The 25,748-nt window shown below is 56.4% G+C and carries 27 protein-coding genes and 2 tRNA genes; 19 read left to right on the top strand and 10 right to left on the bottom strand.

Features of this window, described 5'->3' with window-relative positions; all coding sequences use genetic code 11:
• The first annotated feature begins 48 nt into the window (after positions 1–48).
• From ybgC to nadA, 11 genes are all read left to right on the top strand, one after another.
• Entirely contained in the window at positions 49–504 is a 456-nt protein-coding gene (ybgC, locus tag WG219_13365) for a tol-pal system-associated acyl-CoA thioesterase (protein ID WXL24316.1), read from the top strand.
• A gap of 2 nt (positions 505–506) precedes the next feature.
• Positions 507–1,202, top strand: coding sequence for a protein TolQ (tolQ, locus tag WG219_13360; GenBank protein ID WXL24315.1), 696 nt, complete (start codon positions 507–509; stop codon positions 1,200–1,202).
• 32 nt (positions 1,203–1,234) lie between these two features.
• The gene (tolR, locus tag WG219_13355; GenBank protein WXL24314.1) at positions 1,235–1,687 is read left to right on the top strand and encodes a protein TolR; all 453 of its coding nucleotides are present in this window, start codon (positions 1,235–1,237) and stop codon (positions 1,685–1,687) included.
• Positions 1,687–2,649, top strand: coding sequence for a cell envelope integrity protein TolA (gene tolA / locus WG219_13350; GenBank protein ID WXL24313.1), 963 nt, complete (start codon positions 1,687–1,689; stop codon positions 2,647–2,649). Before tolR ends, tolA begins: the two co-directional genes overlap by 1 nt.
• On the top strand, positions 2,646–3,944 hold the full coding sequence (gene tolB / locus WG219_13345) for a Tol-Pal system beta propeller repeat protein TolB (GenBank protein ID WXL24312.1): 1,299 nt from the start codon (positions 2,646–2,648) through the stop codon (positions 3,942–3,944). The genes tolA and tolB overlap by 4 nt, the downstream gene beginning before the upstream one ends.
• Before the next feature lie 65 nt (positions 3,945–4,009).
• Positions 4,010–4,507: a peptidoglycan-associated lipoprotein Pal gene (gene pal, locus WG219_13340; GenBank protein ID WXL24311.1), complete on the top strand. Its 498-nt coding sequence runs from the start codon at positions 4,010–4,012 to the stop codon at positions 4,505–4,507.
• 6 nt (positions 4,508–4,513) lie between these two features.
• Positions 4,514–5,308: a tol-pal system protein YbgF gene (gene ybgF, locus WG219_13335; GenBank protein WXL24310.1), complete on the top strand. Its 795-nt coding sequence runs from the start codon at positions 4,514–4,516 to the stop codon at positions 5,306–5,308.
• Between the two features lie 116 nt (positions 5,309–5,424).
• On the top strand, positions 5,425–6,072 hold the full coding sequence (gene queE / locus WG219_13330) for a 7-carboxy-7-deazaguanine synthase QueE (protein ID WXL24309.1): 648 nt from the start codon (positions 5,425–5,427) through the stop codon (positions 6,070–6,072).
• Positions 6,073–6,074: 2 nt separating this feature from the next.
• Positions 6,075–6,749, top strand: coding sequence for a 7-cyano-7-deazaguanine synthase QueC (gene queC, locus WG219_13325; GenBank protein WXL24308.1), 675 nt, complete (start codon positions 6,075–6,077; stop codon positions 6,747–6,749).
• 60 nt (positions 6,750–6,809) lie between these two features.
• A tRNA-Lys gene (locus WG219_13320) sits at positions 6,810–6,885 on the top strand.
• A 183-nt stretch (positions 6,886–7,068) separates the two neighbouring features.
• The gene (gene nadA / locus WG219_13315; protein WXL24307.1) at positions 7,069–8,127 is read left to right on the top strand and encodes a quinolinate synthase NadA; all 1,059 of its coding nucleotides are present in this window, start codon (positions 7,069–7,071) and stop codon (positions 8,125–8,127) included.
• Between the two features lie 46 nt (positions 8,128–8,173).
• On the opposite strand, the gene WG219_13310 is transcribed toward nadA, so the two are convergent.
• Complete coding sequence (locus WG219_13310) at positions 8,174–9,607, bottom strand: M48 family metalloprotease (protein ID WXL24306.1); 1,434 nt, start codon at positions 9,605–9,607, stop codon at positions 8,174–8,176.
• A gap of 107 nt (positions 9,608–9,714) precedes the next feature.
• Here WG219_13310 and WG219_13305 point away from each other — a divergent pair, with 107 nt between their 5' ends.
• Positions 9,715–9,966, top strand: coding sequence for a sulfurtransferase TusA family protein (locus WG219_13305; protein ID WXL24305.1), 252 nt, complete (start codon positions 9,715–9,717; stop codon positions 9,964–9,966).
• Between the two features lie 30 nt (positions 9,967–9,996).
• Here WG219_13305 and WG219_13300 read toward each other — a convergent pair whose 3' ends face one another.
• Both WG219_13300 and WG219_13295 read right to left on the bottom strand, forming a co-directional pair.
• Positions 9,997–10,470, bottom strand: a complete 474-nt coding sequence (locus WG219_13300) for a peroxiredoxin (GenBank protein ID WXL24304.1) — start codon at positions 10,468–10,470, stop codon at positions 9,997–9,999.
• A 9-nt stretch (positions 10,471–10,479) separates the two neighbouring features.
• The gene (locus tag WG219_13295) at positions 10,480–11,037 is read right to left on the bottom strand and encodes a glycine cleavage system protein R (protein WXL24303.1); all 558 of its coding nucleotides are present in this window, start codon (positions 11,035–11,037) and stop codon (positions 10,480–10,482) included.
• A 217-nt stretch (positions 11,038–11,254) separates the two neighbouring features.
• On the opposite strand from WG219_13295, the gene dapA reads away from it, so the two are divergent.
• From dapA to WG219_13275, 4 genes are all read left to right on the top strand, one after another.
• Entirely contained in the window at positions 11,255–12,133 is an 879-nt protein-coding gene (dapA, locus tag WG219_13290; protein ID WXL24302.1) for a 4-hydroxy-tetrahydrodipicolinate synthase, read from the top strand.
• A 17-nt stretch (positions 12,134–12,150) separates the two neighbouring features.
• Entirely contained in the window at positions 12,151–13,269 is a 1,119-nt protein-coding gene (bamC, locus tag WG219_13285) for an outer membrane protein assembly factor BamC (GenBank protein ID WXL24301.1), read from the top strand.
• A gap of 86 nt (positions 13,270–13,355) precedes the next feature.
• Positions 13,356–14,225, top strand: coding sequence for a phosphoribosylaminoimidazolesuccinocarboxamide synthase (locus tag WG219_13280; GenBank protein WXL24300.1), 870 nt, complete (start codon positions 13,356–13,358; stop codon positions 14,223–14,225).
• Positions 14,226–14,397: 172 nt separating this feature from the next.
• Positions 14,398–14,487, top strand: a tRNA-Ser gene (locus tag WG219_13275).
• A gap of 207 nt (positions 14,488–14,694) precedes the next feature.
• On the opposite strand, the gene WG219_13270 is transcribed toward WG219_13275, so the two are convergent.
• Positions 14,695–15,363 carry a GntR family transcriptional regulator gene (locus WG219_13270; protein WXL24299.1) on the bottom strand — a complete coding sequence of 223 codons (669 nt, stop codon included), beginning with the start codon at positions 15,361–15,363 and terminating at the stop codon, positions 14,695–14,697.
• A 54-nt stretch (positions 15,364–15,417) separates the two neighbouring features.
• Positions 15,418–16,149, bottom strand: a complete 732-nt coding sequence (locus tag WG219_13265) for an SDR family oxidoreductase (GenBank protein WXL24298.1) — start codon at positions 16,147–16,149, stop codon at positions 15,418–15,420.
• Positions 16,150–16,332: 183 nt separating this feature from the next.
• On the opposite strand from WG219_13265, the gene WG219_13260 reads away from it, so the two are divergent.
• Genes WG219_13260 through WG219_13250 form a run of 3 tightly spaced genes read left to right on the top strand, consistent with a single transcriptional unit; the run spans position 16,333 to position 19,792 of the window.
• Positions 16,333–17,364: an ABC transporter substrate-binding protein gene (locus tag WG219_13260; protein ID WXL24297.1), complete on the top strand. Its 1,032-nt coding sequence runs from the start codon at positions 16,333–16,335 to the stop codon at positions 17,362–17,364.
• A 53-nt stretch (positions 17,365–17,417) separates the two neighbouring features.
• Positions 17,418–18,473 (top strand): phosphotransferase, encoded by a 1,056-nt coding sequence (locus WG219_13255; GenBank protein ID WXL24296.1) that lies wholly within the window; start codon positions 17,418–17,420, stop codon positions 18,471–18,473.
• Positions 18,470–19,792 (top strand): aminotransferase class III-fold pyridoxal phosphate-dependent enzyme, encoded by a 1,323-nt coding sequence (locus tag WG219_13250; protein WXL24295.1) that lies wholly within the window; start codon positions 18,470–18,472, stop codon positions 19,790–19,792. Before WG219_13255 ends, WG219_13250 begins: the two co-directional genes overlap by 4 nt.
• A 344-nt stretch (positions 19,793–20,136) precedes the next feature.
• On the opposite strand, the gene WG219_13245 is transcribed toward WG219_13250, so the two are convergent.
• The 5 genes from WG219_13245 to WG219_13225 all read right to left on the bottom strand — a co-directional run bounded on the left by WG219_13245 (position 20,137) and on the right by WG219_13225 (position 25,728).
• Positions 20,137–21,384: an OprD family porin gene (locus WG219_13245; GenBank protein ID WXL24294.1), complete on the bottom strand. Its 1,248-nt coding sequence runs from the start codon at positions 21,382–21,384 to the stop codon at positions 20,137–20,139.
• Between the two features lie 79 nt (positions 21,385–21,463).
• Entirely contained in the window at positions 21,464–22,393 is a 930-nt protein-coding gene (locus WG219_13240) for an FAD-binding protein (protein ID WXL24293.1), read from the bottom strand.
• Positions 22,394–23,143 carry an electron transfer flavoprotein subunit beta/FixA family protein gene (locus WG219_13235; GenBank protein WXL24292.1) on the bottom strand — a complete coding sequence of 250 codons (750 nt, stop codon included), beginning with the start codon at positions 23,141–23,143 and terminating at the stop codon, positions 22,394–22,396.
• Between the two features lie 75 nt (positions 23,144–23,218).
• Positions 23,219–24,454: a CaiB/BaiF CoA-transferase family protein gene (locus WG219_13230; protein WXL24291.1), complete on the bottom strand. Its 1,236-nt coding sequence runs from the start codon at positions 24,452–24,454 to the stop codon at positions 23,219–23,221.
• Positions 24,455–24,525: 71 nt separating this feature from the next.
• Entirely contained in the window at positions 24,526–25,728 is a 1,203-nt protein-coding gene (locus tag WG219_13225; protein WXL24290.1) for a 3-oxoadipyl-CoA thiolase, read from the bottom strand.
• Positions 25,729–25,748 lie beyond the last annotated feature (20 nt).

Here is a 25,748-nt window from a genome sequence, read left to right as displayed (position 1 = left end):
AAATACTTGCTACAGACAATTGGCAAGAGCAGGAGCTGGCACTAGAGTATGCGCGCGCAAAACGGAGTTGAGCCGTTCACCCATCGCTGTCGTGTCTATTATGAGGACACAGATGCTGGCGGTATCGTCTACTACGTCAATTACCTCAAATTTATGGAACGGGCTCGTACCGAGTGCTTACGTGAGCTGGGCTATTCCCAATCGACGTTAGCCGAGGAGGGCCTTTTGTTCGTTGTGCACTCAGCTGAGGCGCGTTACCAAGCTCCAGCTAGGCTTGACGACGAGCTATCCGTGACTGCTGAAGTGATTGAGTTAAACCGCGCCAGCCTTCGTTTTCGTCAACAGGTCAAGCGGTTAGTAGATGACGTATTGCTGTGTGAAGGGCACTTTGTAGTGGCCTGTGTTCGTGCCGAAAATTTAAAACCTCGCGCCATTCCAAACCAAATGCATGAAGCATTTGCCGGGCAAGGTGGGGCGAGTAAATCTAATGCTGCAGGAGAGTAAGCGTGGAAGCCAATGCCGTTGACCACATGTCGATGTGGAGTCTGATCAGCAACGCCAGTCTGGTCGTGCAACTGGTGATGCTGGCTCTGGTGGCCGCATCGGTCATTTCTTGGGTTCTCATCTTTCAGCGTACTGCTTTGCTGCGTGCAGCCAAACGTGCGCTGGATAATTTCGAAGAACGTTTCTGGTCGGGTATTGATCTGTCCAAGCTCTATCGTCAGGTGGGTACCAACCCAGATCCTGATTCAGGCCTTGAGCAAATCTTTCGCGCAGGCTTCAAAGAGTTTTCCCGTCTGCGTCAACAGCCGGGCGTAGAGCCGGATGCGGTAATGGATGCAGTGGCTCGTGCGATGCGTGTAGCGATCTCCCGCGAGGAAGAAAAGCTTGAGCAGAGCCTGCCATTCTTGGCAACTGTAGGTTCCACCAGCCCCTACATCGGTCTGTTTGGTACTGTATGGGGGATTATGAACTCCTTCCGTGGGCTTGCTCAGGTTCAGCAGGCAACACTGGCAACTGTAGCTCCGGGTATCGCTGAGGCCTTGATCGCAACAGCTATCGGTTTGTTTGCCGCTATTCCTGCTGTAATTGCCTACAACCGCTTCTCTGCGCGTGGCGAAATGCTGATTGGTCGCTATTACACCTTCGCTGATGAGTTCCAGGCGATTCTGCACCGCAAAGTTCACACCAGTGATGAATAAGCCTTAGGCTCGTTAACGAAAGGTTTTAAGGCATGGCCAGAATTCGCAACAGACGCAAGCCGGTCGCTGAGATGAACGTGGTGCCCTACATCGACGTGATGTTGGTACTGCTGGTCATCTTCATGGTGACTGCGCCAATGCTTAATCAGGGCGTAAAGGTTGACCTGCCACAGGTCAGCAGTGAGGCTCTTCCTCAGGACAATAATGCTCAGGTTCTGACGATCTCGATCAAGGCTGACAAGACCTTCTATTGGAATATGGGCACTGAGGTCGATGTTGATACTGTTCAGGACAAAGCCCTGACCCTAGAAGAAATGACTCGCGCTGTGACAGCTATCGTTGCCCAGAGTCGTGCATCTGGTAAGCAGGTGCAGGTGTTTGTGCGTGGCGACAAAACCGTCGACTACGGCACCATCATGGCGGCCATGGGTGGCCTTCAACAGGCTGCGGTGGGTAACGTCGGGCTGATTACTGAGGCACCCTGATGCAAAATCAGCGCGAACAGTCGCCGTCGGAAAGTCTGTTTTGGCCTGTTGTCTGGGCAGTGGGGCTGCACGTCATCATCTTTGCGATGCTGTTCGTTAGCTTTGCATTTGCCCCTGAGCTTCCGCCTGCTAAACCAGTTGTGCAGGCTACCCTGTACAAATTGCAGTCTCAGAGCCAGGCAACTACTCAGACCAATCAGAAGATTGCCGGTGAGGCAAAGAAAACCAGTGCTCCTATCTATGAAACCGAGCAGTTGGAGCAAAAAAAAGCTGAAGAGTTGAAACAAGCTGTTAAGGCAGTGGAACAAAAGAAAGCTGCGGAGGCTCAGAAAGCAGCTGAAGCTAAGGCTGAAGCAGCTAAGGCTGAGGCAGCAAAAAAAGCCGCTGAGCAAAAAGCCGCTGAGCAGAAGAAGTTAGCTGAAGCTGCCATTGCAAAGAAAAAGGCAGAAGAAGAGGCCGCTAAGAAGAAAGCTGCAGAAGACGCCAAGAAAAAGGCTGCAGCTGAGGCTGCCAAGAAGAAGGCAGCAGAGGATGCGAAGAAAAAAGCAGCTGCAGAGGCTGCACAGCGTAAAGCCGCAGAAGATAAAAAAGCTGCCGCTTTGGCTGAGTTGCTTTCGGAAGATGTAGGGCGCCAACAGGCTTTGGCTGATACGGTTGGGGACCAAGTTGCGGGAAGCCTGGATGACCTGATTGTTATGTTGGTAAGTCAGCAGTGGCGCCGTCCGCCTTCTGCACGTAATGGAATGAGTGTAGAGGTGCTGATTGAGATGTTGCCTGACGGCACCATTACCAATGCCAGTGTCACGCGCTCCAGTGGTGATGGTCCCTTCGACAGCTCAGCAGTACAGGCTGTCCGCAACGTTGGACGCATTGCTGAAATGCAACAGTTGGATCGCGCCACATTTGATCGTCTTTATCGCAAGCGGCGCGCTGTCTTCAAACCGGAGGATTTAGGTCTGTGAATACACTGATGCGTATTGTTCTGTTGGGACTGGCCATGCTGGTCGGTACTGTACAGGCGGCTGATCCGTTGGTGATCAGCAGTGGTACTGACCGTGCCACTCCTATTGCCGTAGTACCATTCGGCTGGCAGGGCGGAAGTGTTCTGCCAGAGGACATGGCAACTATTATTGGCAACGATCTGCGTAACTCGGGCGTGTTTGAGCCGATTCCGCGTCAAAACATGATCAGTCTGCCAACTCAGGCCGCTGAGGTGATCTACCGTGACTGGCAGGCGCTTGGTGCCCAGTATGTGATGGTCGGCAGCATTGTTCCGAATGGCGGGCGCTTGCAGGTGCAGTACGCACTGTTCAACGTGACGACCCAGCAGCAGGTTATGACCGGCAGTGTGGCGGGGGGTGTTGATCAGCTGCGTGATATGGCTCACCACATTGCGGATCAGTCGTTCGAGAAGCTGACTGGCGTTAAAGGTGCCTTTTCCACCCGCATGCTGTATGTCACTGCTGAGCGTTTTGGCACCAATAACACGCGCTATACCCTGCAACGCTCCGATTATGACGGCGCACGTGCGGTGACTCTGTTGCAATCCCGTGAGCCGATTCTCTCGCCGTCTTTTGCTTCCGATGGCCGCCGCATTGCCTATGTGTCCTTCGAGCAGAAGCGCCCGCGCATCTTCGTTCAGCACATTGATACAGGGCGCCGTGAGCAGGTAACCAACTTTGAGGGGCTTAACGGTGCACCGGCCTGGTCACCCGATGGCACTCGCCTGGCATTTGTGTTGTCGCGCGACGGCAACCCTGAAATTTATGTAATGGATATGGCAACTCGGCAATTGCGTCGTGTGACCAATTCTCCATCCATTGATACAGAGCCATTCTGGGGTAAAGATGGGCAGACCATCTATTTCACTTCGGACCGCTCCGGCAAGCCGCAAATTTACAAAACCAATATCAATGGAGGCTCGGCTGAGCGCGTTACCTTTATTGGTAACTACAATGCCAACCCGAAACTTTCAGCTGATGAGAAAACCCTCGTGATGATCCATCGCCAAGAGGGTTACACCGTGTTCAAGGTGGCAGCGCAGGACCTGCAGCGCGGCAATTTGAAGATCCTTTCAGACACCAGTTTGGATGAGTCACCTACTGTTGCACCCAACGGCACCATGGTAATCTATGCCACCCGCCAGCAGGGACGGGGAGTCTTGGTATTGGCGTCCACAAATGGTCGCGTGAGGCTCCCTCTTCCTACCGCACAAGGCGAAGTTCGAGAGCCTTCTTGGTCCCCTTACCTGAACTGACGCGGCCGTTGTAGATTTAATGAAATAACTTAGCTTGACACACTGGGGTTCTCTAGGAGTTACACATGGAAATGCTGAAATTCGGTAAGTTTGCTGCACTGAGCCTGGCACTGGCTGTTGCTGTTGGTTGTTCTTCCAAGGGCGGTGACGCTGCGGGTGAAGGTGCTGTTGACCCGAACGCTGGTTACGGTGCCAACACTGGCGCTGTTGATGGCAGCCTGAGCGAAGAAGCTGCTCTGCGCGCTATCACTACTTTCTACTTCGAGTACGACAGCTCTGACCTGAAGCCAGAAGCTATGCGCGCTCTGGATGTACACGCTAAAGACCTGCAAGCCAACGGTTCTCGCGTAGTTCTGGAAGGCCACACTGACGAGCGCGGTACCCGTGAGTACAACATGGCTCTGGGTGAGCGTCGTGCTAAGGCTGTTCAGCGCTACCTCGTTCTGCAAGGCGTATCCCCGGCTCAACTGGAGCTGGTTTCCTACGGTGAAGAGCGTCCGGTTGCTACTGGCAACGGCGAAGCCTCCTGGGCTCAAAACCGTCGCGTCGAACTGCGTAAGTAATTCGATATGCGTACTTGCCGTCGTGCTTTGACCGTTTGGGCTCTCAGTCTGCCGCTTGTGGCAGTGTCTGGGGTTTCAGCAGCGGATACCAGCTATCCACCGTCAGGTTACGGCACGCCCGGCACCTACGCTGAAGCAGGGGCTTCGGCTCCTGTTTCAGCGCAGGGCATGCTGTTCACTCAGCTTGAACAAATGCAGTCTGAGATTGCTCAGTTGCGTGGCATGCTGGAAGAGCAGCAAAATGAAATTCAGCGTTTGAAACAGGAAGGTCTTGAGCGATATCAGGATCTTGATAAACGCTTGAGCAGTGGGGCAGCAGGTGCTGCAGCCACAACTACAGATTCTTCATCTGCTGGTGCGATTAACGCCAATGCTGCCCCCGTTGCGGGACAGGCTCAGGCTGCCAGCAGTGAGCCCGGTGATCCGGCTAAAGAAAAGCTTTTTTATGATGCCGCTTTTGATTTGATCAAGGCGAAGGATTTTGAAAAAGCCAGCCAGGCATTCACCGCATTTCTTCGTAAATTCCCAAATAGTCAATACGCAGGCAATGCACAGTATTGGCTGGGTGAGGTGACCCTAGCTAAAGGTGATCTGCAAGGTGCAGGTCAGGCATTTGCTCGTGTCAGCCAAGCTTACCCTAGTCATGGAAAGGTTCCTGACTCACTGTTCAAGCTGGCAGATGTTGAGCAGCGCTTGGGTAACACCGACAAGGCCAAAGGGATTCTGCAACAGGTTGTAGCGCAGTATCCGGGCAGCTCGGCTGCTCAGCTGGCTCAGCGCGACCTGCAGCGTTTGCAGTAATTTATGCCGTAAATCGAGAAACCCGCGCTTAGCGCGGGTTTTTTCGTTAAAATGGCAAGTTCCCTTTAACGCAACGGAGGCGGACAGCCTGTTTAGCTGTTACGCCCGTGGCTGATATGCAAGATACCCTGCGAATAACCGAGATTTTCTACTCGCTGCAGGGCGAAACGCGCACCGCTGGTTTGCCCACGGTATTCGTTCGCCTGACCGGCTGTCCCTTACGCTGCCAATACTGCGACACTGCGTACGCATTCAGTGGTGGTGAGATCATGGAGCTGGATGCAATCCTTGCTCAGGTTGCCCGTTACAATCCGCGGTACATCTGCGTGACGGGTGGTGAGCCATTGGCTCAGCCCAACTGTATTCCGCTGCTTAAGCGACTGTGTGATGCAGGATACGAAGTCTCGCTCGAAACCAGTGGCGCCATGGATGTATCGGCAGTTGATCCACGCGTCAGCAAGGTTATGGATCTGAAGACCCCGGGCTCTGCTGAGGTTGGGCGTAACCGCTACGAGAACATCCCGCTGCTGACGGCCAATGATCAGGTGAAATTTGTCATCTGCTCCCGTGAAGATTACGACTGGGCTGTCAGCAAGTTGATTCAGTATCAGTTGGCTGAGCGTGTTGATGAGGTGCTGATGTCGCCCAGTCATCATCAGGTCAATGCACGGGAATTGGCGGAGTGGATTATTGCCGACAACTTGCCAGTGCGCTTGCAACTGCAACTGCACAAGATCCTCTGGAACGACGAGCCGGGTCATTGATTATGAGTACTAGAAAAGCAGTCATTCTTCTCTCGGGTGGTCTGGATTCAGCCACTGTTGTTGCGCTGGCTAAAGCGGAGGGCTTTAGCTGCTACACCATGAGCTTCGACTATGGTCAGCGACACCGGTCAGAGCTGCTCGCTGCTGAGCGTGTAGCCCGGCAGATGGGCGTTGTTGAGCATAAGGTTATTGGTCTTAACCTGAATGGCATGGGCGGTTCGGCGCTGACTGACAGTTCCATTGACGTGCCTGAAAGCCCGACCGAAGGGATTCCGGTTACGTATGTACCGGCGCGCAATACCGTATTTTTGTCTTTGGCGCTGGGCTGGGCCGAAGTGCTTGAGGCACGAGATATCTTCATTGGTGTGAATGCCGTGGACTACTCCGGGTATCCGGATTGTCGCCCGGAGTTTGTAGAAGCATTCGAGCGTATGGCTAACCTTGCAACCAAGGCGGGTGTTGAGGGTAACGGCTTTAGAATTCAGGCACCGCTACAGAATATGAGCAAGGCTGAGATTGTGCAGGCTGGCATTAAGCATGGTGTCGATTACAGCCTAACTGTTTCCTGCTATCAAGCCGACGAAGAAGGGCGGGCTTGCGGTAAGTGTGACAGTTGTCGTCTGCGTGCGGCCGGTTTCGCCAATGCTGGTGTGAAAGATCCCACCCTTTATGCGTGAAAAAAAATTAATTAAGTGTTGAATTTACTAATTAAATCAGTATTATACGCGCCACGCCAAGGGTCGTTAGCTCAGTTGGTAGAGCAGTTGGCTTTTAACCAATTGGTCGTAGGTTCGAGTCCTACACGACCCACCATATTTTCCTTCTTATGAAGGTCAAGAAACCTGAAAGTTCTAATTACGGAATTTTCAGGTTTTTTTTTACCTGCTGTTTTTGCCCGATCATCGTGCAGGGCTTTCTGCTTGTCGGCCACTGCGCATAGCTGTTGACGGGTATACTGATGTTTCGCCTGATAAGACCTCTACAGGGCCTGATGAGATGACTCAGATTTCCGAACGCCTGCTGGTTCAAGCTCACCTTGACGCCAAGCAACCTAAGCCGCTGACTGCTGAAGAAGAGGCTTTTTATCGAGCCGAGATTGCCGCCGAGCTGAAGAAGCAGAACGCGGTACTTGTTGCCCACTATTACTGTGATCCTGTTTTGCAGGCATTGGCTGAAGAAACCGGTGGCTGTGTTGCGGACTCGCTGGAGATGGCTCGCTTTGGCACCACGCACCCGGCGCAAACGGTTGTGGTGGCTGGCGTTAAGTTTATGGGGGAGACGGCCAAGATCCTCAACCCTGAAAAGCGCGTGCTAATGCCAACCCTTGAGTCGACCTGCTCGCTGGATCTCGGTTGTCCGGTTGATGAATTCTCGGCTTTTTGTGATCAGCACCCAGAACGTACCGTGGTGGTGTATGCCAACACATCTGCGGCGGTGAAAGCTCGTGCGGATTGGGTCGTGACCTCCAGTTGTGCCGTTGAAATCGTTGAGCATCTGATCGACAACGGTGAAAGCATCATTTGGGCGCCGGATCAGCACTTAGGTCGATACATCAACAACAAAACAGGCGCAGACATGCTGCTTTGGGACGGTGCTTGCATCGTTCACGAAGAGTTCAAATCCAAGCAACTGGCCGATATGAAGGCCCTGTACCCTGACGCTGCGATTCTGGTGCATCCGGAGTCCCCGGAATCGGTTATCGAACTGGCTGATGCGGTTGGCTCTACCAGCCAGTTGATTGCTGCTGCTCAGCGTATGCCTAACAAAACCTTCATCGTGGCCACTGATCGCGGCATCTTCTACAAGATGCAGCAGTTGTGTCCGGATAAAACATTCGTTGAAGCACCGACTGCTGGTAATGGGGCGGCTTGCCGTAGCTGTGCCCACTGCCCGTGGATGGCCATGAACACGCTGGAGCGCACGCTCAGCAGTCTGCGTGAAGGTAGCAACGAAATTTTTGTTGATCCGGCGCTGATTCCTAAGGCGATCAAGCCGCTCAAACGCATGCTGGATTTCACCCAGGCTGCACGTATGAAGGTAACGGGCAACGCCTGATTGATATCGAAATTAAAATCCCCGCTCACAGGCGGGGATTTTTTTATCAGCGCATCATCTGCTCAATCATGCGCTTCTCTTCGATCAGCTCTCTTTCGCGTGCGTCTATGCGTGAGGCCTGCTGGAAGTTATTGCTGGCGCGCCGTTTGGCAAAGCCCAGCTGCTCAAGTGCTTGATCATAGTCACCGACTAATGCAAAGAACTCAGCGCGAGCTTGATGCAAGCCGATTGTGTCGCCTTTGAGGCCACGAACCTCAGCCATTTGGTACCAGATGTCTGGGTCTTTACTGCGACGTTTGAGCAATGCGTCAAGTTCACGCTCAGCGTCTTGAATGCGCCCTTGTTTGATCAGTAGGTTAATCTTGGCTTGGTTGAGAGGGTAGTTGCTGGGGAACAAAACAAGCAGGCGTTCCAGCCTTGAGCTGGCGGCCCCGAGGTTGTTACTGGCCATCTCGATATCAACCATAGCCAAGTTATAGCTGATGTCATTAGGGGCTTTCTTGAGCAGTGGCTGTAGGGTTTCTTGCGCCTGTCGATGTTGGCCACCTTTAATTTGAGCGATTGCCAGGCCGTAGCGTGCAGCATCAATACCTGGGTTTTCGTCAAGCATGCTGCGGAAACGCTTGATCGCTACGCCGGGGGTTTCTTCGTAGGTCAGTTGCACCCGGGCCCGCATCAGTTGGTAGCGCAGGCTGTCTGTGATGCCTTCACCTTTATATTGCTCTGCACGGTTGCGGGTGTCGGCAATCCGCGACTCGGAGACCGGGTGAGTCAGTAAGAACTCAGGTGGCATGCGGTCATAGCGATACTGACGCATCAGGCGTTCGAACATGCTGGGCATGGCTTTAGGGTCAAAGCCTGCTTTTTCCAGATTAACTAGGCCGATGCGGTCAGCTTCTTGCTCGTTCTGTCTTGAGAAACGGCGTTGTTCCTGTATGGCTGCGGCCTGGGTAGAAGCAATAGCCGCGATACCAGCATCGCCTGCGCCTGCTGCCGCAGCGATGATGCCCGCGAGCATGCCGGCCATGACTGGAATCTGCATGCGCTGCTGGGCTTCAAGGCCGCGGGCAAAGTGGCGTTGCGACAGGTGAGCCAGTTCGTGGGCCATTACCGAGGCGTATTCGGCTTCAGTTTGGGCGTAAAGAAAGAGGCCGCCGTTAACCCCGACAATCCCACCAGGTGCAGCAAAGGCGTTGATTTGCGGGCTATTCAGCAGGACAAACTCCAGGCGACGGTCCTGCAGCTGGCTGGTTTCGCTCAGGCGATAAACGCTGCTTTCCACAAAGTCCTTCAGTTGAGGATCGTCTAGCTGACTCACTTGTCCCCGTACCAAGCTCAACCAGGCTCTTCCCAGCTGGTATTCCTGCTGATGGGAAACAATGGCTGAACTAGCATCGCCAAGGGAGGGAAGATCATTGCCGATGGCGGGTAACGCAATCAGGCAACTCAGTGCGAGCAGGGTGGGGCGGAAAAAATTCATGCACGAAGCTCGTCGCAGAACAAAGGAACTAACTGTAGCCCTGTCAGGGCTCTGCTGGCCAGAGTTAGACAGGCTTAGGTATCCTAGCTGCATTCTGGAGATCTTCAATGACTGATAAAAAATGGGACGCTGATACGTACGATATTCATCTGGATACGTGCGGTTTGAGTTGTCCGTTACCGCTATTAAAAGCCAAGCTGGAGTTAAATCGTCTGGCTGGAGGCGCTGTGCTGCGTGTGTACGCTACGGATTCTGGGTCGCAGCGTGACTTTCGCGCTTTTGCCTCGATGGCGGGGCATCAGCTGCTGCGTGAAGAGGTTGAGGGGGAAATTTACAAATATTGGTTACGCAAGGGCTGAGGGCCGATCGACTGACCGGCCCACAAGCATTCAGGCGTTATGCAGCGCTTGTGCCGCGTTCAAAACAGCCTCAACGTGGCCTGCCACCCGCACATTGCGCCATTCCTGACGCAACACGCCCTCAGCGTCGATCAGGAAAGTACTACGGACGATGCCCATGTACTCTTTGCCGTAATTCTTCTTCAGCTGATACACGCCGAACTGATCGCACAGTGCATGCTCAGGGTCGCTGATCAGCTCGAACGGGAATTCTTGTTTGCACTTGAAGCTCTCGTGCTTTTTAAGGTCGTCCATTGAGACGCCGAAAATAACAGTGTTGGCAGCCTCGAAATCGCCATGTAGGTCACGGAAGCCTTGGCCTTCAGTGGTGCAACCGGGCGTGGCGTCCTTTGGGTAGAAATAAATCACTACCTGCTTGCCTTTCAGGGCCGACAGTTGGACCTGCTGGCCGCTGGTTGCTTGAGCGGTGAAATCGGCCACTGGGGCATTGAGTGCAACGGTCATAAGTCTTCCTTAAGGGGTTTGCGGGCGCCAAGGTTCGATCAGGGCATCCAGGTTCAGTGCATCAGCAAAGTCGAGGAACTGATCACGCAGCCAACTGATCTGTGTTCCCGCGGGCAGCGTCACAGTCAGCGTTGCATTAAGCATGGTGCCGCCTGTCTGGGGCGCGGTGTAGGTGTCACAGGTGAGGTTTTCCAGCTCAACGCGGTGGTCGAGGAAGAACTGGCAAAGCTCATTGAGAATGTCGGGGCGGTAGGCTGCGCTGACATAAGCCACGTATGGCAGTGCCTGCGGGCGGCTTTCTGACGCCGAGCTGCGTACCACGTTGATGGAAAACTCGTGCTTTTTCGCCAGCGCTGGCAAGCCCGACTCCAGCCTGGCCAAGGCGTCCCAGCTGCCAGAAATCTGCAGAACCAGCGCGCTGTATTCACCGTGGCGGCTCAGACGTGTGCTGATCACGGCGCAACGATTCTCATTGCTGGCCCGGCACAGCACGTTGGTCAGCTCCATGGCATTGGCGCCCATGGCACTAATAAGCAGAAATTGTTCGCGAACTTGAGGGGTGGACATTCAGCCTTCCTAAACCGATAAACAGCCGGCTTCTGTAAAAAGCAGCGGGCAAAGGCGAAAGGGTAGCGAAAACCTCTGCATAGGGGAATGCTCTGGAGACTGAACGGGTGATGTTCCCATAACATCAAAGATTACATACGCGCCACCCTAGTCTGCTTGTGCAAGGCACATGGCACCAGTACCATTACGGCTCTCTTTTTTCGGCAGGAGCGGTTGCATGATTGCGGGTAGTATGGTGGCGCTGGTTACACCCATGGATGCACAAGGGGAGCTCGACTGGGCTGCTCTGAGCAAACTGGTGGATTTCCATCTGCAAGAAGGCACCAATGCCATTGTCGCGGTCGGTACTACTGGTGAGTCCGCAACACTTGATGTTGCCGAGCACGTTGAAGTCATCCGTCGCGTTGTAGATCAAGTGGCCGGTCGCATTCCGGTTATTGCAGGTACGGGTGGTAACTCCACGCGTGAGTCAGTTGAACTGACTCGTGCAGCCAAAGAGGTAGGGGCCGATGCCTGCCTGCTGGTGACTCCGTATTACAACAAGCCGACTCAGGAAGGTCTTTATCTGCACTTCCGTCATATTGCCGAGTCGGTAGCCATTCCTCAGATTCTTTACAACGTACCGGGCCGTACGGTGTGCGACATGCTTCCTGAGACCGTTGAGCGTCTGTCGAAGATCGACAACATCATCGGCATTAAAGAAGCCACTGGCGACCTGCGGCGTGCTCAGGAAATCCTCGACCGCGTTAGCAGTGACTTCCTTTTGTACTCCGGTGATGACCCAACGGCTGTTGAGCTGATGCTGCTGGGCGGTAAAGGTAATATCTCCGTGACGGCCAACGTCGTTCCGCGTGCGATGGCTGATATGTGTGCTGCAGCCATGCGTGGCGAGGCTGCCATCGCCCGTGCCATGAATGATCGTCTGATGCCGCTGCACAAGGCGCTCTTCACTGAAGCCAACCCGATCCCGGTCAAGTGGGCCATGCACGAAATGGGCTTGATCTCCGACGGTATCCGTTTGCCGCTGACCTGGCTCAGCCCGCGTTGTCACGAACCGCTGCGGCAGGCTCTGCGCCAGTCCGGCGTATTGGCATAATTGAGGAACAACTACGCATGAAGCGACTCACCGGACTCTCAGCGCTTGCTTTGATCATTGCCAGCACCAGTGGCTGCGGTTGGATTTACGGCGAAAACGGCTACTTCCGCGATCGTGGCAGTGACTACCGCGAAGCCCGCCAGACTGCCCCCATGCAGCTTCCGGCAAACGTAGAGGCCAAGCGCCTTGACCCGCTGCTGCCTGTGCCTGAGCAGATTGCCACGGCAACTGAGACAGGTGAGTTTGATGTGCCTCGTCCTCAGCCGCTGTCCTCTACCGGACAAGCCAGCGAATTCAGTTTGCAGAAGAGTGGTGACTCGCGCTGGGTCGTGGCACAGCGCGTACCCGCCGAAGTCTGGCCGGTTGCTGTACAGTTTTTCACTGATAATGGCTTCCGTATCGCCGAAGAACGCCCGCAGACAGGTGAGTTTGTCACCACTTGGGAGCGTTTCGATGCCTTGTCAGGCTCAATGGCGCGTCGCCTGAGCAGCCGTGTTAGTGATGTTTCTCCAGATGCTGAAACCCGCGTTCGGGTGCGTATCGAGCCGGGCGTGCAACGCAATACGAGCGAGATTTTCGTCGTTAGCGCTGAGCGACCAGCTGGCAGCACTGCTGATGTAGCCTTCACCACCCGTAGCAGTAATCCAAGCCTGGATTCCGCTTTGCTGGACGAAATGCTGGTAAGCCTGGCCCGCAGTGCGGAGCAGGGCGGTTCTGTGTCCTTGTTGGCGGCTCGCGATTTTGACGCACCCAACCGAGTATCCCTGTCTGAGGATGGCAACGGTAACCCGGTTCTAAGCCTGAGCTCGGACTTTGACCGTGCATGGTCGGGTGTTGGTCGTTCGCTGGAAATGGCGGACGTTCGCATCGACGACATGAACCGTAGCCTGGGCGTTTACTACATCAACCTGGCAGAGTCCGCCAGTAAAGCTAAAGAGGAGCCGGGATTCTTCGGCAAACTGTTTGGCAGCGAACCGAGCAAGGAAGAACAGGAGGCACGTGCCGAACGCTTCCAAGTACGCTTGACGCCAGCTGGCGACAGCGTGCAGGTCTCGGTTGAAAAAGACATCAACACAGTCGCTCCGGCAGATGTTGCCCGCCGTGTTCTGGACCTTATCCAGAACAACCTTGGCTAACAGCAACTGCTGAGCTGAACGCAAGACCAATAGGCGAAACCCCGTGGGTTTCGCCTGTTTTGTTTACTAGAGACGGTAATTCCGACATGAGCACAGCCACCACCCTGAGCCTGAAGAAAATCTATTCGGGCAAAGTCCGCGACCTCTACGAGATCGACGACAAACGCATGTTGATGGTCGCAACCGATCGCCTGTCGGCATTCGACGTGATCCTCAACGAACCGATCCCGGAGAAGGGCAAGATCCTGACGGCCATTTCCAACTTCTGGTTCGACAAGCTTTCCCACATCGTGCCCAACCACTTCACTGGCGACAAAGTCGAAGACATCGTTCCGGCTGCTGAACTGCCGCTGGTTGAAGGGCGTTCTGTTGTCGCCAAACGCCTTAAGCCAGTCGCTGTAGAAGCCATTGTGCGTGGTTACATCGTTGGCTCCGGCTGGAAGGAATACCAAAAGAACGGCACCGTTTGCGGTATCCAACTTCCGGAAGGCCTCAAAGAAGCCTCCAAACTGCCACAGCCGATCTTTACGCCTTCCACCAAGGCGGCGGTGGGTGACCACGACGAGAACATCTCCTTCGAGCGCTGCGAAGCCATTATCGGTGCTGAGCTGGCTGCCAAGGTCCGCGACACCTCCATTGCGCTGTACACCGCAGCGGTCGAGTACGCAGCTACCCGTGGCATCATCATCGCCGACACCAAGTTCGAATTCGGTCTGGACGAAGACGGCACTCTGACCCTAATGGACGAAGTGCTGACCCCTGACTCCAGCCGTTTCTGGCCGGCAGACAGCTACGTCGAAGGCAAAAATCCACCGAGCTTCGACAAGCAGTTCGTGCGCGACTGGCTGGAATCTACTGGCTGGAACAAAGAGCCACCAGCTCCAGCTGTACCGGCTGACGTCGCCCAGAAGACTGCCGACAAATACCGCGAAGCACTGACTCGCCTGACCAGCTAAGTCGGGTAGCCGAAAGCAAGAGAGGGCCTTTTCAGGCCCTTTTTTGTGCTTAGGTGTCCGTTCATTAAAAGAACACTGCGTCTGCATAACCCTGCAAGCATCTGAATGTACGCAAATTTTTTGCATTCAGGCTTCGACAAAACCGCCTAAGCTGGTATGATGCGCGCCGTTCGGGAAGATGCCGGAGTGGTCGAACGGGACGGATTCGAAATCCGTTGTATTGGCAACAGTACCTAGGGTTCAAATCCCTATCTTCCCGCCATATTGAAAGGCTCCAGAGGTTAACGCTTCTGGAGCCTTTTTCATTTGTGGGAATGAAATTGATCGCATTCCCTTGGGTAAACACTATCAGTGCTCATTCGTAGGATAGGCAGGTCGCTCAGCCGCCGTTAGTCCACCGATTCCTCTCAGCATGAGTTGCTTGATGGCCAAAGTGTATGGGAGAGGAATAGCCATCCATTGCTTCGCCTCAATCATGCTCCTGCTGCACGTATTCCAGCATTTCCTGGCTGCCGTCGAGGATGTCGGCGCAGATGGCTTCGCGGGCGGCGGGGCCGTCTTTTTTCTTCATTGCGGCGAGTACATCCCAGTGGTGGTCGATGGCCATGCGTTCGTTGAAGCTGGCGTAGGCGCGGGCGATCAGCGGGCCGGTGCGCATCCACAGGCCATCGAGCAGACCGGTGAGTACCGGCATGTCGGCGATCTCGGCCAGGGCGTAGTGGAACTGGTGATTGCAGGCCAGCGCCGCTGCCAGGTCATTGTTTTGAATCGCTGCCAGATTGTCGCGGATGCAGCGCTCCAGCTGCTCCAACTGCTGCGGCGTGGCGAGTGAGGCGGCAGTCTCGGCGGCCAATCCTTCCAAGGCAAGGCGGATGCTACGGATCTCCAGGTACTGCTTGGAGGTGAGCATGGGCACGCGGATGTCCCGCGGGGTTTTGAGAACCAGCGCCTGTTCCTTTGCCAGCTGCAATATGGCGTCGCGCACCGGGGTGACGCTGGTGCCCAGCTGTTCGGCCAGATCGCGAATGCGCAAGCGGTCGTCAGGCTTGAGCCGGCCGGTGATCAGTGCCTCGCGCAGCAGGCCGTAGATGCCGCTGCCCAGGTAGGAGTGGTTCAGGTTCTCAATGGGATAACTCATTGCTTGCTCGTGTGCGGCGCGGGGACGTCCCGCCGGGCGAGATTATCGGACAACTCAGACATGTTGCCCACCGTTGACGTGGATTTCCGCGCCGTTTACGTACGAGGCCCCCTGGGTGCAGAGGAAGTGGATCAGGGTGGCGACTTCCTCCGGCGAGCCCATACGCTTCATTGGAATTGAGCGCTCAACGATCAGCTCGGTGCCGGCCGACAGGATTGAGGTGTCGATTTCCCCAGGTGCGATGGCATTCACCCGTACGCCATGGGCACCGAAGTCGTGGGCCATCTCCCGGGTCAGGGCGGCGAGCGCGGCCTTGGAGCACGCGTAGGCAACGCCGGCAAAAGGGTGCACGCGGGAGCCGGCAATGGAGGTGACGTTGATCACTGAACCTTTCGCCGCTTTGAGTTCATCGAACAGGCCCTGGGCCAGCAGGGCAGTGGAGAACAGGTTGACGTTGAACACGTTGAGCCAGGTGGCGTAATCGCTTTCCAGCACGCCAAGGCGCTCACCGTTAGGGCCTTTGGGGGAGACGCCTGCGTTGTTGACCAGGGCGTCCAGGCGGCCACCGAGCTTCTCGCGAATCTCCGGTAGGCGTTTCTGCACGTCCTCAATGTTACTGAGGTCGAGGTGGATGTGGTTGGCCAGTCCTTCGGACCAGGGGCAACCTTTGAGGTCCTGTCTGGACGCGGTGAATACCCGCCATCCCGCCGCATTGAACTGTTTAACAGTGGCGTGACCAATGCCGCGACTGGCGCCGGTGAGGAGTAGGGTCGGTTGATCGCTCATGGTGTGATCCCTTTAGTTTGGCTGGAGCGAGCATAGCCTAAAAAAATATGATGCATCATATCTTGAGTGTGATTTAATGCGCTCGCCCCCTCAGGGGCGGACGCCCTCGGCGTCACGCTGCCAAAACAGCAACACTGCCATCCCTTGAAGCTGCCACAACCATTAGCTCACCTGGAGAGATGCATGAACAATAAAATCGCAGCTGCACTCATATTTGGAGCATTCGCAGGACCGCTTTGCGCGGCGGATGCGCTCACCATTGTTTCATTCGGTGGGAACAATCGCGTGGTCCAAGAAAAAGCCTTCTACCAGCCCTTCAGCGCCAAACACGGCGTGCAGATCACCGCTGATGACTACAACGGTGAAATGGCCAAGATCAAAGTCATGGCCGACACCGGTAAGACCAGTTGGGACGTGGTTGAAGTTGAATCGCCGGAGCTGATCCGTGGTTGCAGCGAGGGGCTGTTCGAGCCGCTGAACTGGGACAGTATCGGCAACAAGGCAGACTTCATCCCTGCTGCCGTCACCGACTGTGGCGTGGGTATTTTCATCTGGTCGACCTTGATCACCTATGACCCAAACAAGCTGGCTTCGGCACCGCAGGGCTGGACCGACTTTTGGGATATGGAGAAATTCCCAGGTAAGCGCGGCCTGCGTCGTGGTGCCAAGTTCACCCTTGAGTTCGCTCTGCTTGCTGACGGCGTGCCAGCCGACAAGCTCTACGAAGTGCTGGCCACTGAAGAAGGGGTGAAGCGTGCCTTCGCCAAGCTGGACCAGATCAAACCAAACATTCAGTGGTGGAGTTCAGGCGCGCAGCCGCTGCAGTGGCTGGCGGCCGGCGACGTGATCATGACGACGGCCTACAACGGCCGAGTGACGACCGCTCAGGAAGAAGGCATGCCTTTCGCCATGCAGTGGAATGGCAGCATCTACGACCTTGACCACTGGGCCATCGTGAAGGGCAGTAAGAACAAAGAGCTCGCCGAGCGCTTTATCGCCTTCGCCAGCGAGCCCGAACAGCAGAAGAACTTCATCGAAGGCATCCCTTACGGGGCCGCTAACGAGAAAGCAATGGACCTGGTAAACCCGAGCGTTGGCGCGAAACTGCCGACTGCACCGGAGAACCTGAAAAACGCCAGTGCCAGCAATGCCGAGTTCTGGATCGATCACGGCGAAGACTTGGAAGAGCGCTTCAACGCTTGGATCAACCAGTAATCCGCTGCGCCCCGGGTGACCGGGGCGTCAGTTGCAAGACGAGGACATACATCATGCTACTTGAGCGTTTCAGCTTGCTGGAAGTCGCGCCCGCCCGCGTCAGCGAGGACCAGGTATTGGCCCTGCTGCAGCAGCATTTTGGCTTGAGCGGCAGGCTCGAAAAATTGGGCGGCGAGCGTGACCTGAACTTCCGCGTGGTGCTGGCTGATGGGGCGTCGAAGCTGCTCAAACTGTCGCATCCGCTGGAAGACCCTCAGGTAGTGGACTTCCATAACCAGGCGATGCTCAGAATCGAGCAACAGGACCCAAGCCTGCCGGTGCAGCGTGTGCATCGTTCACTCGCCGGTGACTACGCCACCTGGGTTGAGGTCGATGAACAACGCATGCTGGTGCGGCTGCTGTCGTTTGTCGACGGTGTACCGCTTTATCGCGTGGAGCAACCCAGCCAAGCGTTCCGTCGCACCCTGGGCCAGTCCCTGGCCCGATTCGACAGGGCGCTGGAGGGCTTTGAGCATCCTGCCGCTGGCCATACGCTGCTGTGGGACATGCAGCATGCGGAACACTTGCGGCCGATGCTGGCCTACGTTGAGGCAGGCGAGGGCCGCCGGTTGGTTGAGCAGGGCCTCGACCAGTTTGCCGCGCGGGTACTGCCGCTGATGCCGCAACTGCGCAAGCAGGTCATCCACAACGACATGAATCCGCACAACATCATCGTCGATGCCGAGTCCCCGGATGTGCTGCGCAACATCCTCGACTTTGGCGACATGGTGCAGGCTCCGCTGGTCAACGATCTGGCGGTGGCCGCTTCCTATTATCTGGATCGCAGCGGCGATGTGCTGCAGCCGGCGCTGGACATGATCGCGGCGTATCACCACGAATACCCGCTGACCGACGAAGAGTTGGCGCTACTCCCTGAGTTGCTGGCCACACGCCTGTCGCTGTCACTGTGCATCAACTCGTGGCGCGCTGAACTGCACCCGGAAAACCGCCAGTACATTCACCGCAACTCCGTGCGGGCCTGGGCCAACCTACGGGCGTTGGCTGCGCTGTCGCGCGCGGAGATCGAAGACCGCATCTTTACCAGCTGCCGGCAGGAGACAACCGCATGAGCATGATCAACGGCTTCACCTCTGACGATGCTGCGCGGTTATCAGAAACCGAGCGGCGTTTGATTGAGCGCCGCGAGCGTCTGTTAGGCCCAGCCTACCGCCTGTTCTACGAGCGCCCGCTGCACACGGTGCGCGGTGAAGGCGTCTGGCTGTACGACTCTCAAGGGCGACGCTACCTGGATGCCTACAACAACGTGGTCTCGGTCGGCCATTGCCACCCTCGCGTGGTGGAGGCTATGCACCGTCAGGCGTGCCAGCTCAACACACATACACGCTACCTGCAAGAAGGCATTCTCGATTATGCCGAGCAGCTGCTGGGCACCTTCTCGGCTGATCTGGATCGGGTGATGTTCACCTGCACCGGCAGCGAGGCCAACGACTTGGCCCTGCGCATTGCTCGCCACTACACCGGTGGCACCGGCGTGATCATTACGCAGTTCGCTTACCACGGCGTGACCGGTGATATCGCCGAGTTATCGCCTTCGCTTGGCCCGGCCATGGTGCTGCCGAGCCATGTGCGCACCGTGCGCGCGCCGGACGCTTACCGTCTGGGTGCGGAAAACGTAGCGGCGACTTTTGCGGCTGACGTGCGCGCTGCGATTGAGGACATGCGCGCCCATGGCATACGCCCTGCGGCGATATTGCTCGACGGAATTTTTTCCAGCGACGGCGTACTGCCGGGGCCGCAAGGCTTTATCGCCGAGGGCATCGCGTTGGCTCAGGCAGAGGGGCTGATCTATATCGCTGACGAGGTGCAACCGGGCTTTGCTCGCACTGGTGAGGCGATGTGGGGTTATGTTCGCCACGGTCTGCGGCCGGACATCGTCACCCTTGGAAAGCCCATGGGCAACGGTCAGCCCATTGCGGGTATCGTCGGGCGCTCCGAAGTGGTTGATCATTTCGGCCGCAACATGCGCTACTTCAATACTTTTGGCGGCAACCCGGTTTCCTGTGCAGCTGGCCAGGCCGTGCTGGACGTCATTCGTGACGAGCAACTGCAGCAGCGTGCTAAGGAGATCGGTAGCTATCTGCTGAAAGGGCTTGGCCAGCTGGCCGAGCGTCATGAGCTGATTGGTGATGTACGCGGTGCCGGGTTGTTTCTCGGTGTGGAGTTAGTCAGCGACCGGGTCAGCAAACAGCCTGCCGCAGCCCAAGCGCGCCAAGTAGTCAACGCAATGCGTGAGAACGGGGTGCTGATCAGCGCAGCTGGGCCTCTAGAGAATGTGCTGAAGATCCGCCCGTTGTTGGCCTTCACCCAAGAGCATGCGGACGTGCTGATCAACGCTGTCGATACTGCTTTGAGTGACGTGCAGCGCTAAACCCTTTTCAGACAGTTGGCTGAAACAGGCTGGCCGCGCTCGGCTGATCAGTAAGCCACGCAGATTAGGAATGGGAGGTGCTTGGAATTGGGCGGTCGGCAGCGGTGCTGAGCTTTAAGGCCCTGCCTCAACGACCTTGCGTAACCAGTAACTCACGTGCAGGCGCACAGTGATGGCTGAGGGGGGGAGCTGTGCCTAGGCAACAGAGCGGCATCGAGTGAATTGAAGCTGCTGGATGTATAGGGTGTTCAAGCTAAAAACACAAAACGCCCGATGTCGTGGGTCGGGCGTTTTGTGTACCGCAGGCCTGGCCTTGTGGGCGCAGGCTGAGTTCTAGCTAGCTATCACCACAGGGACAGGGTGTAGCTGACAATTACGCGGGTTTCGTCGATGTCGTTACCGAAGTTGCTGCGGAAAGTGCTGTTACGCACTTTGAAACCGACATTCTTCAGCAGGCCGCTCTGCACGACATAGGTAATGTCGGTGTCGCGTTCCCATTCTTCGCCTTCGCCTTGCTGGGTAAGCAGGTCGATGTTGTCGCCGCGCAGGTAGCGGGTCATCAAGCTCAGGCCTGGCAGGCCGAAGCTAGCGAAGTTGTAGTCATAGCGTAGTTGCCAGGACTGTTCGTCTTTGTTGGCGAAGTCGCCAATCTGTACGTAGTTGACCAGGTATGGGTCGGTGCCATTGATGTAAGCGAAGCCGGTTTCACCGTACATGCGCTGGAAACCCAGGCCGAAGGAGTGAGCGTCCAGCTTGTAGGTGAACATGGCGTTGAAGGCACTGTTGTCGACATTGCTGTCGCCATCGTTGAGCGAGCGAGCCCAGCGGATGTCGGATTTCAGCGAGTGACCGTCAGCAATCGGCAGCAGGTGAACTGCGCTCAGGTAGTGCTGGTGGTACAGGTTTTCCAGGTTGGCGTAGTGGTAGTTGGTGGTCAGTTGGTTGTTCCAAGCATAGCTTGCGCCCGCAAGGTTGAAACGGTCGCTGGCCAGATGGCTGCCCACTTGGATGTTGCGCTTGTTGCCACGGGTCATGGCGATGTCTTCGGCATTGGAAGAGTTACGCATTTTGACCTGTTGCAGCTGACCGGCTTGCAGGGTCAGGTTGCTGATCTCTTTGGACTCAACCAGCGCGCCCTCGAAGGTTTGCGGCAGGATGCGCGAGTCGTTGTACTGAACCACCGGCAGCTTAGGCAGCAGGGTGCCCACTTTCAGCGTGCTGTTGGAAACGCGCACTTTGGCAGTCAGGCCCAGGCTGCTGTAGTCGTCTTCGGCACGACCCGAGCCATTGTTTGGCAGCATGCCGCTGCCAGTACGGTCTGGGCTGGAATCGAGTTTCAGACCCAACAGGCCCAGTGCGTCGACACCCACGCCGACGGTGCCGTCGGTGTAGCCGGACTCATAGCGCAGCAGGAAGCTCTGGGCCCACTCTTCGGAGTAAGACTGGCTCGCTTCGTCTTGGCGGTAGTCACGGTTGAAGTAGAAGTTACGGGTTTCGATGCTGGCTTTGCTGTCAGCGATGAAATCCGCATGGGCGAACGAGGGCAGCAGCGCTAGTCCGGAGACCAGCACAGGAGTGCTAATTTTTTTCATGCTCTGTTTCTTCTTCTCGGGTGTTGGCAACACACCTGACAGGCTCAGAGCCTGCCAGGTAAGGGGACTGAACTGGGGGTCAGATGGCCTTTTCCAGTTCTGGCACTGCTTCGAACAGATCGGCAACCAGACCGTAATCAGCCACTTGGAAAATCGGGGCTTCTTCGTCTTTGTTGATTGCAACGATCACTTTCGAATCTTTCATACCGGCCAGGTGCTGGATGGCACCGGAGATGCCCACCGCGATGTACAGCTGCGGGGCAACGATTTTACCGGTCTGACCGACCTGCATATCGTTCGGTACGAAGCCTGCGTCAACTGCAGCGCGGGATGCGCCCACAGCTGCACCCAGCTTGTCAGCCAGGGAATACAGGTGCTTGAAGTTGTCGCCGTTCTGCATGCCGCGGCCGCCGGAAACGACGATCTTGGCAGCGGTCAGCTCAGGGCGGTCGGACTTAGCCAGCTCTTCGCCAACGAAAGCCGATTTGCCAGCGTCGCCACCCGCAGAAACGGCTTCAATCGCAGCGTTACCGCCTTCAGCAGCAACAGCATCAAAGCCAGTACCACGAACGGTGATGACTTTGATTGCAGCGGAAGATTGCACGGTGGCAATGGCGTTACCGGCGTAGATCGGACGCTTGAAGGTGTCAGCGCTTTCAACAGCGATGATTTCAGAGATCTGATCAACGTCCAGCTGCGCAGCAACGCGTGGCAGGATGTTCTTACCGTTGCTGGTAGCAGAAGCCAGGATGTGGCTATAGCCAGCGCCCAGCTCAGCAACCAGCGGCGCTACGTTTTCCGGCAGCTGATTGGCGAAAGCAGCGTTATCAGCAACCAGGACCTTGGAAACGCCCGCGATTTTCGCAGCCGCTTCAGCAGCAGCGCCGCAACCAGCGCCCGCTACCAGTACGTGTACGTCACCGCCGATCTTCTGAGCAGCTGCCACAGTGTTCAGAGTGACAGGGGCCAGCGTAGCGTTAGTGTGTTCTGCAACAACCAAGATAGCCATTTAGATTACCTTCGCTTCGTTCTTCAGTTTCTCGACCAGTTCAGCTACAGACTTGACCTTGATGCCAGCGCTGCGAGCAGCCGGGGCTTCAACTTTCAGGGTCTTGACGGTAGAGGCGGTGGAAACACCCAGATCAGCTGGAGTAACGGTTTCCAGCGGCTTCTTCTTGGCCTTCATGATGTTTGGCAGGGACGCATAACGCGGCTCGTTCAAACGTAGGTCAGTGGTGACGATCGCAGGCAGGTTCAGTGCAACAGTTTGCAGACCACCGTCGATTTCACGGGTGACGTTGACCTTGTCGCCAGCCACTTCAACTTTGGAAGCAAAAGTGCCTTGGGCGAAACCAGTCAGAGCGCCTAGCATCTGGCCAGTCTGGTTGTTATCACTGTCGATCGCTTGCTTGCCGAGGATGACCAGCTGAGGCTGCTCTTTATCGACAACGGCTTTCAGCAGTTTGGCAACAGCCAGGGAGTTCAGCTCATCAGCCGACTCAACCAGAACAGCGCGATCAGCACCCAGAGCCAGCGCGGTACGCAGTTGCTCTTGAGCGGCGGACGGGCCGATGGTGACGACAACGATTTCGCTCGCCACGCCTTTTTCTTTCAGGCGTACCGCTTCTTCAACAGCGATTTCGCAGAACGGGTTCATCGACATCTTGACGTTAGCGAGATCGACACCGCTGTTGTCCGCTTTAACGCGAACTTTAACGTTGTAGTCGATCACTCGTTTTACAGAAACGAGAATTTTCATGGTCTATTTACCTATCCAATGCAGCGGCACACGCCCCATCTTCCTGGGGCGTGTGTTTGGAGATGCGGGGTTAAATCAATCCGCCTTCAGTTGCTCGATGATGCCTTTGTCCTTCAGCTCGGCGAGCTTGTCGGCATCGAGGCCCAGCGTGCTGAGTACTTGCTCGGTGTGCTCGCCCAAACGAGGAGCGGCGTGCTTGTACTCAACCGGTGTGTCGGAGAGCTTGACCGGGCTGCCCACCATCTTGAAATCGGGATTCAGCGGGTGAGGCAGGTTGACCAGCATGTTGCGCGCCAGCACTTGTGGCTCATCCAGTGCACGGCCGATGTCGTTGATCACGCCCACAGGCACTTTGACGGCGTGGATTTTCGAAACCCAGTTGTCGGCTGTGTCTTTGAGGAAGTGTTCGGACAGTATGCCGACGATGATTTCACGGTTGCGCACACGGTCAGCGTTCTTGCTGAAGCGTGGGTCCAGCGGCAGTTCTGGCAAGCCAATAGCGTCACACAGCGAGACGAACTGGGTGTCGTTGCCGCAGGCAATGATGAAATCCATGTCCCGTGCAGTGAACACTTGGTACGGCACGATGTTGACGTGGGCATTGCCTTGACGACCCGGTGAACGACCTGTGCTCAGGTAGTTCTGGCTCTGGTTGCCGAGGGTGGCGACTTGAACGTCCAGCAGAGCCATGTCGCAGTGCTGACCACGGCCAGTCTTTTCACGGGCCAACAGCGCTGCTTGAATGGCGATTGTGGAGTACAGGCCCGTCATCACGTCGGCTACGGCTACACCCACTTTTTGTGGGCCAGCACCAGGCACGCCGTCTTTTTCACCGGTGATGCTCATCAGGCCGCCCATGCCCTGGATGATGAAGTCATAACCCGGCTCTTCGGCACGCGGGCCGGTTTGGCCAAAGCCTGTGATGGAGCAATAGACCAGGCGTGGGTTGAGCTTGGACAGTGTCTCGTAGTCCAGACCGTACTTGGCCAGCGAGCCGGCTTTGTAGTTCTCGATCAACACGTCGGAGGTGGCGGCGAGGGCGCGCACCAACTCCTGGCCTTCCGGCGTGGAGATGTTGATGGACACGGACAACTTGTTACGGTTGGCCGACTGGTAATAGGACGCCTCGGCGCTGTTCTCACCGTCCGGCATTTTCATGTAGGGCGGGCCCCAGCCGCGGGTGTCATCACCGACGCGGGGACGCTCGATTTTGATCACCTCAGCGCCAAGGTCAGCCAGAATCTGACCGCACCAAGGGCCTGCCAATACACGACTCAGGTCCAGTACCCGAATCCCACTCAATGCACCCATGTTTCTTACCTTTATAACGCGGCCGACGCTCAACGCCGCCGGCCTGGTTTAATGGCTTAAGAGCCAGGTTCTCAGACGCGCTCGATGACCATGGCTAAGCCTTGGCCAACACCGATGCACAGGCTGATAACAGCGTAGCGCTTACCGCTGCGCTGCAATTCACGAGCAGTGGACAGTGCCAGACGTGCACCCGAGGCACCCAGTGGGTGGCCTACAGCGATTGCGCCACCGTTGGGGTTAACCCGAGGATCGTCGAACGCAATGTTCAGGCCTTTCAGGCAGCCCAGTACTTGGGAGGCGAAGGCTTCGTTGATTTCGATGATGTCCATGTCGGACAGGGTCAAACCGGCGCGTGCCACCGCTTTGTTGATCGCTTCGACCGGGCCAACGCCCATGATGCGTGGTTCAACACCCGCCGCAGCAGCAGACAAGATGCGCGCCATTGGCTTCAGGCCATGCTTTTCACCGGCCGCTTGGCTACCGATCAGCAGGGCGGCTGCACCGTCGTTAACGCCGGATGCGTTACCAGCAGTGACCACGCCGTTTTCGAACAGAGGACGCAGTTTGGTCAGGGCGGCCATGTCAGATTGCGGACGTGGATGTTCGTCTTCAGCAATAACAGCAGGTGGGGTCTTGCGGCCGGTTGGTACGCTGACCGGAACGATTTCCTCAGCGAAGAAGCCCGACTGGCGAGCTGCCTCGAACTTGGCCTGAGAAGCGGCGGCGAAGATGTCGGCCTCTTCACGGCTGATGCCGAAGGCGTGGGCTACGTTGTCGCCTGTTTCCGGCATGGTGTCGTTGCCGAACTGGGCAATGATCTTCGGATTAGGGAAGCGTGCGCCAATGGTGCTGTCGTAAACAGTGAAGTCGCGGCTGTAGGCTTTCTCTGCCTTGGCCATAACGAACGGGGCACGGGACATGCTTTCAGTGCCACCGGCTACAAACAGGTCGCCTTCATCGCACGTCACGGCACGAGCGGCGTCAATCACAGCGGCCAGGCCGCTGGCGCACAGACGGTTAACGGTCTGGCCCGGTACGGTGACTGGCAAGCCAGAGAGCAGCACGGCGTGGCGGGCGATGTTGCGGCTGTCTTCACCGGCCTGGTTGGTGTTACCCAGGATCACGTCGTCAATGGCAGCACCGTCAACACCGGTACGTGCAATCAGTTCGCGGATGACGTCGGCAATCAGATCATCCGGGCGTACTGGAGCCAGAGCGCCGCCGTGACGACCGAAGGGGGTACGCAGACCTGCGTAGATATAGGCGTTAAGCATGATGAAACCTATCTGAAAAA

It is taken from the genome of Pseudomonas mendocina (assembly GCA_037482215.1).
GTDB classification, from domain to species: Bacteria; Pseudomonadota; Gammaproteobacteria; order Pseudomonadales; family Pseudomonadaceae; genus Aquipseudomonas; species Aquipseudomonas mendocina_E.
The sequence above is the reverse complement of the archived record's forward strand: the minus strand, read 5'-3'. Positions and strand labels throughout refer to the sequence as shown.